At 46.0% G+C, this 13,709-nt stretch carries 10 protein-coding genes; 8 read left to right on the plus strand and 2 right to left on the minus strand.

What is annotated here, in order from left to right:
* Positions 1-19 precede the first annotated feature (19 nt).
* The 4 genes from AS030_RS04460 (at position 20) to AS030_RS04475 (ending at position 6,728) form a co-directional block, all read left to right on the plus strand.
* Complete coding sequence (locus AS030_RS04460) at positions 20-1,195, plus strand: metallophosphoesterase family protein (RefSeq protein WP_061968854.1); 1,176 nt, start codon at positions 20-22, stop codon at positions 1,193-1,195.
* A complete protein-coding gene (locus tag AS030_RS04465) occupies positions 1,192-4,590 on the plus strand; it encodes an AAA family ATPase (protein ID WP_061968856.1) in 3,399 nt (1,132 codons plus the stop codon). Before AS030_RS04460 ends, AS030_RS04465 begins: the two co-directional genes overlap by 4 nt.
* Before the next feature lie 240 nt (positions 4,591-4,830).
* A complete protein-coding gene (locus AS030_RS04470) occupies positions 4,831-5,544 on the plus strand; it encodes a YIP1 family protein (protein WP_061968859.1) in 714 nt (237 codons plus the stop codon).
* Positions 5,545-5,558: 14 nt separating this feature from the next.
* Complete coding sequence (locus tag AS030_RS04475; RefSeq protein ID WP_061968861.1) at positions 5,559-6,728, plus strand: efflux RND transporter periplasmic adaptor subunit; 1,170 nt, start codon at positions 5,559-5,561, stop codon at positions 6,726-6,728.
* 16 nt (positions 6,729-6,744) lie between these two features.
* Here AS030_RS04475 and AS030_RS04480 read toward each other — a convergent pair whose 3' ends face one another.
* Complete coding sequence (locus AS030_RS04480; protein ID WP_420889644.1) at positions 6,745-8,514, minus strand: B12-binding domain-containing radical SAM protein; 1,770 nt, start codon at positions 8,512-8,514, stop codon at positions 6,745-6,747.
* A 156-nt stretch (positions 8,515-8,670) separates the two neighbouring features.
* Here AS030_RS04480 and AS030_RS04485 point away from each other — a divergent pair, with 156 nt between their 5' ends.
* The 4 genes from AS030_RS04485 (at position 8,671) to AS030_RS04500 (ending at position 12,199) form a co-directional block, all read left to right on the plus strand.
* Complete coding sequence (locus AS030_RS04485) at positions 8,671-8,964, plus strand: 4a-hydroxytetrahydrobiopterin dehydratase (protein ID WP_061968866.1); 294 nt, start codon at positions 8,671-8,673, stop codon at positions 8,962-8,964.
* A gap of 20 nt (positions 8,965-8,984) precedes the next feature.
* The gene (locus AS030_RS04490; RefSeq protein WP_061968869.1) at positions 8,985-9,881 is read left to right on the plus strand and encodes a fumarylacetoacetate hydrolase family protein; all 897 of its coding nucleotides are present in this window, start codon (positions 8,985-8,987) and stop codon (positions 9,879-9,881) included.
* A gap of 68 nt (positions 9,882-9,949) precedes the next feature.
* Entirely contained in the window at positions 9,950-11,374 is a 1,425-nt protein-coding gene (locus tag AS030_RS04495) for an NAD-dependent succinate-semialdehyde dehydrogenase (RefSeq protein ID WP_061968872.1), read from the plus strand.
* Between the two features lie 36 nt (positions 11,375-11,410).
* Positions 11,411-12,199: an SDR family oxidoreductase gene (locus AS030_RS04500; RefSeq protein WP_061968874.1), complete on the plus strand. Its 789-nt coding sequence runs from the start codon at positions 11,411-11,413 to the stop codon at positions 12,197-12,199.
* A 212-nt stretch (positions 12,200-12,411) separates the two neighbouring features.
* Here AS030_RS04500 and AS030_RS04505 read toward each other — a convergent pair whose 3' ends face one another.
* Positions 12,412-13,605, minus strand: coding sequence for an ornithine--oxo-acid transaminase (locus AS030_RS04505; RefSeq protein WP_061968876.1), 1,194 nt, complete (start codon positions 13,603-13,605; stop codon positions 12,412-12,414).
* Positions 13,606-13,709 lie beyond the last annotated feature (104 nt).

Raw genomic sequence — 13,709 nt, forward strand, 5'->3', positions numbered from 1 at the left:
GAGAAAAGGAGGAAGCGCAATGAGGCTGCTTCATACGGCTGACTGGCATCTGGGAAGAACGCTGGAAGGCCGCAGCAGGCTGGAAGAACAACAGCAGTTCCTTGATGAGCTGGTACAGATTGCAGAGGAGGAAAGGGTGGATGCCATCATCATGGCAGGCGATGTATTTGATACGGTCAATCCGCCGGCGGCGGCGGAGCAAATGTTTTATGACGGCATGGCCAGGCTTAGTGACCGCGGCAGACGCCCTGTGATTGCCATTGCTGGAAACCACGATCATCCCGACCGGCTGGCGGCTTCTTCCCCGTTGTCGGGGAATCTGGGAATTACACTGGTGGGCCTTCCAACAACACAGCTTTATTCATATGGAATTGAAAGGACACAGGAAAAGCTCAATATCTGTGCGCTTCCCTATCCGTCCGAATCTCGTTTGAAGGAAGTTCTGTCAGATACAGGAGAGGAGCTGCATTTAAGAAATCAATATGACAACTGGGTCGGACAGTATTTTAATAGGATGACAGAATGGTTTGACCCCCAGGCTGTGAATATTGCGATGAGTCATTTGTATGTTGCAGGCAGCAACGAAAGTGACTCGGAGCGGCCTGTACATATTGGCGGAGCCTACACCGTTGCTGCAGAAACGCTTCCCCAAAAGGCGCAGTATGTTGCGCTCGGTCATCTTCACCGGCCTCAAAACGTCAAACGGGCCAAAACAGCCGCCCGCTATTCGGGATCGCCGTTAAGTTACAGTTTCTCTGAAGCGGGACATACAAAGTCTGTAACCATAGTGGATCTGGCACCTGGCAAGGAAGCGTCCATCAGGGAAATACCGCTCACATGCGGACACCCTTTGATGGTTTATCATGCGAACGGTGTGGCAGACGTCCATCAATGGCTGGATGAAGTCTGTCCGAGCAAGGCATGGGTAGATCTGTCGATTACTGTAAAGGACAGTATTGCAATGGAGGACATTCAAGCCATCCGGAAAGCGCATAAAGGAATTATTCATATTAAACCTGCATTTGAAGGAACAAGGGAGCCGGAGACGTCTGTACAAAAGAATCTGCCAATCGATGAGCTGTTCAAAACGTTTTACAAACGGCAAACCGGAGGCGGTGTGCCTGACGAGAACGTCCTGTCCTTGTTTCTAGAACTCATCTCGGATGAGGATGAGGAAAGGAGTGCAGCAGAATGAGACCGGTAGGATTGCAGGTTGCAGGACTTCAAAGTTTTCGGGAAAAACAGACGATAGAGTTTGATCAGCTGTGCGGCGGTGGGGTCTTTGGGATTTTCGGTCCGACCGGAAGCGGCAAGTCGAGCATACTTGATGCCATCACACTCGCGCTCTACGGCAAAGTAGAGCGGGCCGCAGGCGGAACTCAAGGGATTTTGAACCACGCAGAAAATGAGCTGTCGGTGTCCTTTGCCTTCGAACTGGGTGCCGGAGAAAACTTATCACGGTATAGGATTGAGCGGAATTATAAGCGAAGCGGAGATCATACGATCCGGACAAGCACCTGCCGGCTCCTTTTTTTGGAAAATGGGGAGTGGACGGTGCAGGCAGATAAGGAACGGGATGTTACACAGCAGGTTCAGGAGCTCCTGGGATTGACGATTGAGGATTTTACCCGGGCAGTTGTCCTTCCTCAAGGCAAGTTTGCTGAATTTTTATCTCTGAAGGGTGCAGAGCGGAGACAGATGCTTCAGCGGCTTTTTCAGCTCGAAAAGTACGGAGACCAATTAAATCAAAAGCTGAAAAAACGGGTGGAAAAGTCCAGGACGGAAATGGAACATCTGGCCGCTGAACAGGCGGGTCTTGGCGACGCATCCAAGGAAGCGCTGCAAGAAGCTGAGAAGCTCTGGAAAGAGGCAAAGGAAGAAGTAGAACACAAAAGAAGCCATGCTGAGGAAGAAGAACGAAGATATGAAAAGAACAAGCAAGTATGGCAGGCTCAAGAGCACTTAAAAGAGGTTGAAGATGAGGAAAAAAATCTTCAGCAAAATGCAAGCCTAATCCAGGGTCTTGAACAAAAGCTGGAGAGGGCAAGGCTTGCCGACTTGTTGAACCCATATGGTGATGAAGCTGAAAAAGCTCAAAAGGAAGCGGAAGACTGCAATAAAAAAGAGCAGGATTTAAGACAGGCAACAGCAGAGGCTAAAAGCATTGCGGATAAAGTTCAGAAAACGTATGAAGCTGCAAAAAAAGAAAAAGATGATCAAGAGCCTTCACTGATTTCCAGGCGGGAGCAGCTGCTTTCTGCCATGGAAATGGAAAAGGAAGCGGAAAAGAAAGAACAAGCGGCAGGGGAGAAGGAACAACAGCTCAACGACCAGCTGCAGAAGCTGGAAGCGGCAGCGTCCAAACAAAAGGCTGCCGAGGGTCTGCTGCATCGAGCGGTCGATAGACAGAACGAACTGCAGAGACAATTAAAGGAAACGATCATTTCTTCAACAGAACGGGACAAAATCAACCGGGCACAAGAAGCGGCATTGAACTTGGAGTATGAAGCAAAGCAGGTATCAGAAGCGCAGAAAGCGGTGGATCAAGCCGGATTGCTGCATCAAAGCTCCATCGACGAGTTTCACAGGTTCAAAGGCAGGAAAGAGCAGCTTGAAACAAAAATTCACCAGTCCAGCTCGAAGGTTCTTGCTGTTTTTCATGAGGTGTCGGAGGTTCAATACGTCCAGGAACAAATGTCTTACCATGCTGCTCAATATGAAGAACAGTTGGCAGAACGAAGAGAAAAGGATCAGGTAAGGGAGCTTGCATCCCGTCTGTCTCAGCAGCTAGCCGCCGGGCAGCCATGCGCGGTGTGCGGTTCAACCGATCATCCAGATCCCATCCGGCACTATGAACCCGATCAGGAGCCAGAACAACAGATCCGTAAGGTGAGGGAAATCCAAAACCAGGCGGGCTCATTAGAAAAAGAAATCTATATGATGAAAAGCACGCTGGAACGATTGTCAGAGAGCCTTCAGCAATACATGGAAGAGCCGGAAGCCGCTGCAAGCAGCCTTCCTTCTCATTCTCCATCCGTACCTCCGCAATCACTCTCACAACTGGAAGAGTGGCTGACCCAAACGTTAACTCAAGTGAAAGGATTACGTCAGGATGTGCTTGAGGCCGATGAAGCGGTAAAAAAAGTTGGAGCAGAATATAGAGAGCTTTCTTCCCTTGAAGCCACGGTGAAAGCCCAGATGTCTTCTGCTCAAAAAGAAGACCAGGAACGCCGGCAAAAACTGAAAAAAACAGAGAAAGCCTTGGAAGCACTGCAAAACAAGTGGCAAAAAGAATTTCCCGATTTTCCCGTTAATCAAGTAGAAAAAGAAAAAGAGCGCATTCGTACACTGGATGCCCAACGCGAAAAGATTGAGGAAGGATTGGTTAAATCCGTTCCCTTTATTGAAGAAAAAGAAAAAATCATCGAAACGTGCAGACAGCATGTTGCAGAGATTGAAAAAGATATCGCTAAGCTGGAATCAGGGCTTGCGAGTTTACGCGAAGACAGCCGTGGTTTACGAGCAAAAGTGAACCGGATCGCAGGAGATCAAACATGTAAGGCAAGGCTTGCTGACACAGAGAACAGCATCAAACGTTTGACAGAACAGGTGAACCAGCTGGAAACCAGCCGTCAGAAGGCGATCGATGCTTACCATGCTCTAGACAAAGAATGGCGTTCGGCGCAGGATGCAAAAGAAAGAAGCGGTCAACGGAAAACAGAAGCTTTGGCGATTTGGGAGGAAAAAAGAAGTTCTTCTCCGTTCACAGATATGCCAGACTTAAGGAGAAGTCTGGCAAACCGTTTGAAACAGCAAGAATGGCAGACAGAAATCGAAAGGCACTTTGACAGTTTCAAGCGAAATGCTTCCGAAAAAGAAAAACTGCTGAGACAGCTGAACGGGCAAACCTTAACAGAGCAACAATGGAACGGACTGACATCATCTCTAAAGGCTATGAAAGAAGACTTGCAGAATGCTGTCCAAAAATTGGGTGAAACGGGACAATACTACAAGACACTTGAAACCAAGCATGAGCGTTATCAAGTGCTGGAAAAGGAAAGAAAGAAAACGGAAGACCAACTGAAAACGCTTGGAAAGCTTCAAGCCGTGTTCAGGGGCAATAGCTTTGTCGAGTTCGTGGCAGAGGAGCAATTGATTCAGGTGTCAAGAGATGCTTCCAATCGTCTTGGACGGCTCACCAGGGGCAGATATGCAATCGAGGTTGATTCATCCAATGGCTTCGTCATCAGGGACGATGCCAATGGAGGGGTGAAACGGCCGGTATCTACACTATCCGGCGGTGAAACATTCCTGACCTCCCTGGCACTGGCTCTTTCGCTTTCCACCCAGATTCAACTGAGAGGTAAATACCCGCTGGAGTTTTTCTTTTTGGATGAAGGCTTTGGAACACTGGATCAGGAACTGCTTGATACGGTCGTTACCGCGCTGGAGAAACTTCATATGAATGCCTTGTCGGTCGGCATTATTTCACATGTTCCGGAATTAAAAGCAAGACTGACGAAAAAGCTGATTGTCACTCCGGCCAACGGCGAAGGCAACGGCAGCAGAGTCGCTATAGAACAAACATAGAAAAAACGCACTTGGTCGTCATCCAAGTGCGTTTTTAATTGATGCTTCCGTGATCGACGATGTTGACGGTCACTTTGTCGACCACTTTTTCCTCGAATTCATGATGATGCACTCCTAGTTGAAATATGGTTTATTGCTAGTTTGTGATGATTGTTTAAAATCATTCAAACAGTTACCGTTTGTAACAATAAAATTACGTTATTTGGCAAATCAGGACAAAATATTGGATTAAATTGTGCTATGATGGAGAAAAAAGAAGAAGTAGAGGGGGACCATGCGTTGCCGGGTGAAGTGCATCTTATAAAAAGTCTGGTTAGGCCCAGGGAGCAATTTGGGTATTTCCGCCGTTTCAACCAAACGGAAGGTTTTTTTCTGCGTTTTTTAATGATTTGTATTGTGAGTGCTCTCATTACCGCAATAAGTTACTTTCTTTCCTCAGATCATCTTCTCGACATGCCTATCGTCAAGGACGTTCATCTGACGGAAAACAAGCTTGAGGCAAGCAAATACCTGCTTTTTATAGCCGGATTGATTATCGGTTTGGTAAAGCCAGTAATTGCGGTTGCTTTTATGGCAATTGTGTTTCTTCCCTTTTTCAGGGATGTGGGCTTTAAAAAGCTCTTTATCCTTCAATCTGTCGTGTATTGTGTATTTATGATCTCTGCTGTTTTCAAGCTTCCTTTTCAAGGATTTCTGAATACGGATGAAGTATGGAGCCCGTTCAGCCTGGGTGTGGCAGCGAACTATTTCTCCAATAATGCCTTTTTAATCTCGGTGCTTGCTTTTTTGTCGGTGTTTACAGTTTGGGCCTTTTATCTGACGTATTCGGGACTGAAACAGGCAAGCTATAAGTCCAAAACTTATATTTTTGCTGCTGTATCGCTTTTATACATAGGGTTTATGCTGTTGTCCTCATTAACCCATGCACTGCAGTATGGCCAGCTGACATTATAATGGAGGCAATCAACATGAGAAAAAGAATTCTGATGACAGGTCTTGCTGCATTTTCATTATTGTTGCTTGCATTCAATATCTGGATTTTTTCCAAGGACGAGGGTGCCTTTGCCCGTGCGCAGAATGTTCACCTTGCTCCTGCGAGAGTAATGGATATTAAACGAGCCATTGTAGCCGAGGGAGCGGTTGTACCTTCGGAAAATGAAAAATTTTACGTGCAAGAAAAACTTGGCTATGTAAAAGAAATTGCGGTGAAAGAGGGAGACGAGGTTACACCGGGCACTGTGCTGTTTGTGTATGGAAATGCCGGGCTTGACGATAAAATCGCGGACTTGCAGCAAAAAAAAGAGGAATATACCGTTAAAGAAAAACACTATCAGGAAATGCAAACCGAGCTACAAAGCCAGGCCGATGCATTGCCGGTTGATGAACACGATTCGGTGAAAAAGAAAGCAGATTTGGAAAAAGAACAATCAGAAGCGGCAATGAAAAGCGAGCTGGCAACAACTCGTGCCGCAGCTGTCGATACCCAGCTGATCCAGCTGAATGAAGAAAAGGAAAATCTCTCCATCAAGAGTAATACAACCGGAGTAGTCAAGTCGGTTAACCAGGGGTCATCCGATACAGGCTTACCGGTCGTAGAGGTGGTTTCAACCGATGATGTTCAAATAAATGGAGAGCTGGATGAAAAAGATTCTATGCTTGTCCAATCTGGTGAGAAAGCCACGATTGTTTCCCCTGCATTACCAGGAAAGAAATGGGAGGGGACGCTTGCAGAATTTCGCGAGGCAACAAAAGTAAAAGGAAAAGCCATCTTCCCTTTTACCGTCAAATTCGACCAGGAGCATCCATTTAAAACAGGACAGGCCGTAAAGATTGAGCTGAAGCCAGTGATCAAGGAAGATGCTGTTGTTATTCCGGAAACTGCCCTGATGAAGGAAAAACAAAAAACCTCCGTCTATATGGTGGAAAAGGGCTATTTGAAAAAAGTTCCTGTAAAAACCGGCTTGGAATATGGCTCATGGATCGAAATCACATCAGGCATCAAATATAACAACAGCGTTGTTTCCAACCCGACACCTTATCTGACCGAAAATACCGAAGTATTTACCTCCGAAACGAAGAGAGACGATACCAAAAGAAAAGAACCCGTAAAAGACACAAAAAAGGCTGCCAAACAATAGGGGCAGCCTTTTTTGTTTAACTTAAAGCAGAACGTTCTTCCAGCTGAATTTGATTCAAAGAAATACTGTAGTGCTCGGGTTCGTGTGTTTTGGGATGATAGTAGACCAGGGACAGAACCTGGTCTTTTTTTACTTCCCCGGTTGTTAAATAATGGTTCAGATCAAATGGTAAAAGGTCCAGTACCGTGTGCTTCATTAGATCCTTTTCACTCAGACTGTATGATTTGAATGCGTCAGAAAGACGTTCTGGATGGTGCTTCAGCCAGCGGTGATAGTGTTCGAGATCACTTTTTGCAAGTGTTTCCTCCCACCATGAACGGTGAGGACGGTGTTTTTTTCGTGAGAAGTAATCGTACTTCATAAGAGCTTCTATGACTTCATTATGGGTGCCGCGCTGCGTTAAAAACTCCTTCAGGCGGGCGAACAGATCCTCCAGCTGATGGCCAATTCTGGACCAGCCTTTGCTCTCCCAGTAATCTCCAAACTCCTGGAAGAAATCAAATGGAGAGTGGAACACATGGTAGATTAAGTAGTTCAGTGTGGCGTCCATCCGGTGGTCATTCCAGTACTTTTCAAGCACATCTTCCACCCGCTTAATTTTGATAATATCGTCAAAGCTTAGCACATTGTTGCCCAGAATCTCATAAGGCGAGTGATTCATATATACATAGTCATGCCGATCAGCTGTCAGGCGCAGGCCGGTACCGCGCAGCATTTTTAAGAATCCGAGCTGGACTTCTTCCACGCCAAACGCGAATACATCATTAAAGGTTTTTCGGAAGGACTGGTAGTCCTCATCCGGCAAACCGGCGATCAGGTCCAGATGCTGGGCAATTTTTCCGCCCTCTTTTACGGTCATGACCGTTCGCGTCAGTTTCTCAAAATTCTGCCGGCGCTGAACAAGCTCGTTGACATGATCGTTTGTTGATTGCACGCCGATCTCAAACCGGAACAACCCGGCGGGGGCGTGTTCATTTAAAAAGGCAATAACTTCCGGACGCATGATATCCGCGGTAATTTCAAACTGAAAAACAACACCCGGTCGTCTGTTATCAATTAGAAATTGAAACATCTCCAAGGCATAATCGCGTTTGATGTTAAACGTACGGTCCACAAATTTAATCGTTTTCGCGCCATTGTCCATCAGAAAAATAAGATCGTCTTTTACTTTCTGGATGTCAAAGTACCGCACACCGACTTCAATGGAAGAAAGGCAAAAGGCACAGGAGTAAGGACAACCGCGGCTCGTTTCAAAGTAGGTTACCCGTTTGGAGAGCTGATCCAGGTCCTCTTCAAACCGGTAGGGAGTTGCGACCGTCTTAAGATCCAATTTTTCCCTTGGCGGGTTGATTGTTGGTTTCCCATTTTTTCTCCAGGCAAGCCCGGCCACTTTTTCATAGCGCTTTTCCCCTGAATGTTCGGCAAGAAAATGCTTAAAGGAAATCTCGCCTTCATTGACGATGATGAAATCGGCATCCGGAATCCGGTCCAGCCAGTGAGGAACATCATAGGAAACCTCCGGGCCTCCGAGAACGATGGCTGTTTCTGGGCTGATTTTTTTGACCATCTCAATTACTTTTATGGTTTCTTCGATGTTCCATATATAACAGCTGAAGCCAAGTACATCAGGCCTTTTCATATACAAGTCACTTACGATGTTAATGGCAGGGTCCTTGATCGTATACTCGGCCATTTCTACGTGAAAATCCGGTTCACTGTACGCTTTTAAATACCTGAGGGCCAGACAGGTATGAATATATTTTGCATTGAGTGTGCTCACTACAATGTTCATGGCAATCCCTCATATCTGCTAGATTTAATCAACATATAATTTTAGCATAGTTGATCATGGAAATAAAACGCTCTTGTTAACCGAATATTTTGACGTCTCAATTATTCGCGAGGTATAGTTTTACTATAGGCTAGGAAAGGAAGAACAGAAATGGCTGAACTGCTTACCCTTCAGGAAATCGACCGTTTTGCCAACAGATATCCCGAATGGAAACTGATTCCGGGGAAATGGATGGTGAAAAAGTACAAGTTTGATAACTATTTAGACGGAATTGAATTTGTTAGTGAAGTAGGACAGCTGGCCGAAAGCTTTCAGCATCATCCGCATATTACCATCAATTACAAACTGGTTACCCTGAAATTAAGCACATGGAGTGTAAACGGGCTGACCCAGGCGGATCTTAAGATGGCTGTTTTATTTGACGAAGCGTTCAGTAAACTTTAAGTATTAAGGAGAGGTTTGAGATGAAATTAGTAACTGCCAAGTATCAGGGCGACATCTTTTTAGGTAAGCTGATTGAGGAGGAAAATGTAGTATTTAATCTGTCGCTCGCTGCCCAGGAGAAAGAAATGGAATTTCCGGTTTCCTTGTTGGAAGGACTTCAGCTTGAAGAGAAGTTTTTGGAAAAGATTCATGAATTATCGGAATCCTATCATGAGAATTTATTGTTTACATATGGTTTAACCGACCCAGATCTGGAGTGGATGGCTCCCATTCCAAGACCGGCGAAAAACATATTTTGTGTAGGAAAGAACTACAGAGATCATGCGGTTGAAATGGGTAGTGAAGCAGATATCCCCGAGCATGTGATGATTTTTTCGAAAGCGCCTACAACGGTTATCGGCCATCAAGCGGATGTTTTGCGTCATAAAAAGGTAACCGATGAATTGGATTATGAAGGCGAACTGGCCGTTATTATTGGTAAAAAAGGCAAGGGGATTACCCAGGATACAGCGATGGACCATGTATTTGGCTATACGATCATCAACGATGTTACTGCCAGGGATCTTCAGAAAAAGCATAAACAATTTCTAATCGGAAAAAGTCTTGATACTTCCTGTCCAATGGGACCTTGGATTGTGTCGAAAGAGGACCTTCCAAATCCGCATGAACTGACGATTACCACCAAAGTAAATGGAGAAGTCAGACAGGACGGCACTACAAAGGATTTTATCTTTACCATTCCAGAAATTATTGAAGCGCTGTCAAAAGGAATGACCCTTGAACCGGGAGATGTAATCGCGACCGGTACACCTGCAGGGGTAGGCAAAGGATTCAAGCCGCCAAGGCTGCTGAATAGTGGGGATACCATTGAAATTACAGTCGAAGGCATTGGAACGCTCGTCAATAATGTGGTTTGATATGTTTTAAGTCACTCGGTAAAAGGAAAAGTAGATAGGTATTCTTTGTTCAAGGGAGGCCATAAAACATGGACAAGTTGTTATATATCAATGGAGAATGGACAGGTAATAACCTGGAGAAGATCAAGGTGCTGAATCCAGCGGATGGTGATCTCGTTGGTACGGTAGCTTCTGCAGGAAAGGAAGAAACGAGAGCAGCTATTGAAAGTGCGCATGAGGCATTTGGTCCGTGGGCCAAATTAACGGCTTACGACAGAGCCGCCTATCTGGATAAACTATATGATTTGATGATTGAGCAAAAAGAGGAAATTGCGGAACTCATGACAAGGGAAATGGGTAAACCAATGAAGGAATCTCTTGGTGAAGTCCAGTATGCCGCATCTTTTATTAAATGGTTCGCAGAGGAAGGAAAGCGGGTATACGGCAGAACCATCCCGGCGTCTGCGGAAAATAAACGGATGCAGGTTTTGAAACAGCCGGTTGGCGTTGTTGCTGCGATCACACCTTGGAACTTTCCCGCTGCGATGATCACCCGCAAACTCGGTCCTGCGCTTGCAGCCGGTTGCCCGATTATCATTAAACCGCCGAAGGAAACACCGCTTACCGCCATAAAACTGGTGGAGCTCTGTGAAGAAGCAGGATTTCCAAAGGGAGTCGTCAGCCTTCTTACCGGTTCATCTTCACTCATTGCGGGTGAATTGATGGAAAGCGACATAGTGAAGAAAATTACCTTTACCGGATCAACAGAAGTAGGAAAAATGCTCATTGAGCAAAGCGCGAAAACGGTTAAGAACGTGTCTATGGAACTTGGCGGACATGCTCCTTCGATTGTTCTTGAGGATGCCGATCTTGAGAAAACGGTGAAAGGGATCATTGCCTCCAAATTCCGAAATGCGGGTCAAACGTGCATCTGTATTAACCGTGTGTATGTTCACGAAAAAATATATGATGAGTTTACGAAAAAGCTTGTTGAAGAAACTAGCAGGTTAAAGGTCGGCAATGGATTGGAAGAGGGCACTGATATCGGCCCTATTATCAATCGGGACGGCTATGAAAAAATTAAAAAGCATGTCGACAATGCCGTTGAAAAAGGGGCAGAATGCTTGCTTGGCGGCAAAGGGCAGGATGAAGGAAATGCGTGTTTCTTTGAACCGACCGTTTTAAAAGATGTGAATCATGACATGCTCATCATGAACGAGGAAACCTTCGGACCGGTGATTCCGGTGCAAAAAATCACATCGGATGAAGAAGGCATCAAGCTTGCCAACAGCAGTCCGTTCGGCCTCGCTGCTTATATTTATACTGAAAGCATGTCACGAGGCACACACTTGGTGGAAGGATTGAACTACGGAGTCATCGGCTGGAATGACGGTGTTCCGTCTGCTGCCCAGGCTCCATTTGGCGGTCTGAAAGAAAGCGGTATTGGAAGAGAAGGTGGAACAGAGGGCATGGAGGCCTATCTGGAAACCAAATATGTCAGCATCGTCATCTGATTTTGGCAAATATAAATTCAAAGGGGGAAAAATGAGATGGATTTGGGGCTAAAAGATAAAGCGGTAGTGGTTCTTGCTTCCAGCAAAGGGCTTGGGAAGGCAACGGCCATGAGATTTGCAGAAGAAGGGGCAAACGTCATGATCACAAGTCGTGATGAAGCAGCATTAAGGGCCACAGCAGAGGAAATCAGTGAAAAAACAGGCAGCAGGGTTGAATATAAGAGGTGTGATATCACCAAAAAAGAGGAGATCACCAGTCTGGTCAGTGCGGCTGCGGAGGCGTTTGGCACCATTGATGTATTGGTGAATAATGCCGGAGGTCCGCCTGCGGGCAACTTCGATTCCTTTGATGACGAGGAATGGGAATCCGCTTTTCAGCTCACCTTGTTAAGCCTCATCCGAACGGTGCGTGAAGTTCTGCCGCACATGAGAAAAAATGGAAGTGGCCGTATCATCAACATCGCTTCCTCATCCATCAAGCAGCCAATTGATGGATTGACGCTATCCAACACCTTCAGAACGGCGATCAACGGGTTATCCAAAAGCCTGTCACAGGAGCTGGGTAAAGACGGCATCCTGATCAATACAATCGGGCCGGGACGAATCGGGACCGACCGTCTGCAGGAACTGGATGGTAAAATCGCCGAGCAGCGTTCCATAAGCAAAGAACAGGTAAAGGAAGAAATGGTGAAAAACATTCCGCTTGGCCGGTATGGAACGCCGGAAGAATTTGCGAAGACCATCGTTTATTTGGGTTCAGAGGCCAATACGTACATCACCGGACAATCCTTTTTGATTGATGGCGGCATGGTTAAGGCATTATAGAATAAAAGAGCTTCAGCACTGCGAATTTGATGCGGAGCTGAAGCTCTTTATGGAGAATTGAGCAGGTTTCAAATTATTAAGCTAAAAGTGAAGATATTGGGGGGAAAGAAATAATTGAGCGTAACTGAATAATCAGACAACTAACCCCCACCGATTAAACCACAAAAAAACAGGCTGGATGACTTCCAGCCTGTTTCTATTTGCTATAACACTTATACCGACAAGACTTTTTTGATACGTTCGATCGCCCAGTTGAGGTCCTCTTCAGAAATAATGAGAGGAGGTGCAAACCGGATGACATTTTCATGGGTTTCTTTGCAAAGAAGACCTTCTTCTTTCAGCTTCTCACAATATGGACGGGCCGCCTCGCTCAGCTCCACGCCTATAAATAACCCTCGGCCACGTACTTCGGTAATCTTCGGATTCTTAATAGACGTTAACTCATTCAAAAAGTGCTCGCCGAGCTCAAGGGACCGGCTCACCAGGTTTTCTTCTTCTATAACCTCCAGTGAGGCAATGGATACCGCTGAAGCCAGTGGGTTGCCTCCAAATGTGGAGCCATGGCTTCCTGGATTGAACACCCCAAGAATATCGTTGTCAGCAGCTACGCAGGAAATTGGCATTACCCCGCCGCCCAATGCTTTTCCGAGAATGTACATGTCAGGAACAACATCTTCCCAGTCGCAGGCAAACAGCTTTCCGGATCGTCCCAAACCAGATTGAATTTCATCCGCGACAAAAAGAACATTGTTTTCCCGGCAAAGCTCACGAGCTTGTTTCAGGAAGCCTTCAGGAGGAATGACAATGCCGGCTTCTCCCTGAATGGGTTCCAAAATAAAAGCAGCTGTATTCGGTGTGATGGCTTGCTTCAACGCTTCGAGGTCACCGTAAGGAATCAACTTGATTCCTGGCAGCATCGGACCAAATCCTCGTTTGTACTCTTCATCAGAAGACATGGAAACGGCCGTCATTGTACGTCCGTGGAAGTTTCCTTCGCAAGCAATGACTTCCGCCTGATTGGCTTGAACACCTTTCACGTCATACGCCCAACGGCGGACCGTTTTAATTGCGGTTTCAACTGCTTCTGCCCCTGTGTTCATCGGCAATACCATATTTTTGCCTGTGAGTTTCGTTACTTTTTCATAAAAGTTTCCAAGCTGGTCATTATGAAAAGCACGTGAAGTCAGGGTGATGCGGTCTGCCTGGTCCTTTAACGCCTGAATGATCTTCGGATGCCGGTGCCCCTGGTTCACGGCTGAATATGCGCTCAGCATATCCATATATTTGTTGCCTTCCGGATCATAAACCCATACGCCTTCGCCTTTGGAGATGACAATTGGAAGTGGGTGATAATTCTTCGCCCCGTATTGTTCTGTTTTGGAGATGATGTTTTCTGTTTTAATCATATCTCTCACTCCAATCTTAGTATTGTGAATTCTTTTACATTATAGCAATGAAAAGGCTTTCTTCCTAGCCTTACTTCCGCTCGTGAAGCGCGCCGGCACGCTTC

Source organism: Fictibacillus enclensis (assembly GCF_001457035.1).
Taxonomy (GTDB): Bacteria; Bacillota; Bacilli; order Bacillales; family Fictibacillaceae; genus Fictibacillus_C; species Fictibacillus_C enclensis.

Excerpts from the sequence above, each read along its gene's own strand:
- AS030_RS04490 (WP_061968869.1), top strand. The coding sequence starts at position 8,985 with ATGAAATTAGTAACTGCCAAGTATCAGGGCGACATCTTTTTAGGTAAG.
- AS030_RS04465 (WP_061968856.1), top strand. The coding sequence starts at position 1,192 with ATGAGACCGGTAGGATTGCAGGTTGCAGGACTTCAAAGTTTTCGGGAA.
- AS030_RS04470 (WP_061968859.1), top strand. The coding sequence starts at position 4,831 with ATGATGGAGAAAAAAGAAGAAGTAGAGGGGGACCATGCGTTGCCGGGT.
- AS030_RS04495 (WP_061968872.1), top strand. The coding sequence starts at position 9,950 with ATGGACAAGTTGTTATATATCAATGGAGAATGGACAGGTAATAACCTG.
- AS030_RS04500 (WP_061968874.1), top strand. The coding sequence starts at position 11,411 with ATGGATTTGGGGCTAAAAGATAAAGCGGTAGTGGTTCTTGCTTCCAGC.
- AS030_RS04460 (WP_061968854.1), top strand. The coding sequence starts at position 20 with ATGAGGCTGCTTCATACGGCTGACTGGCATCTGGGAAGAACGCTGGAA.
- AS030_RS04485 (WP_061968866.1), top strand. The coding sequence starts at position 8,671 with ATGGCTGAACTGCTTACCCTTCAGGAAATCGACCGTTTTGCCAACAGA.
- AS030_RS04475 (WP_061968861.1), top strand. The coding sequence starts at position 5,559 with ATGAGAAAAAGAATTCTGATGACAGGTCTTGCTGCATTTTCATTATTG.
- AS030_RS04505 (WP_061968876.1), bottom strand. The coding sequence starts at position 13,605 with ATGATTAAAACAGAAAACATCATCTCCAAAACAGAACAATACGGGGCG.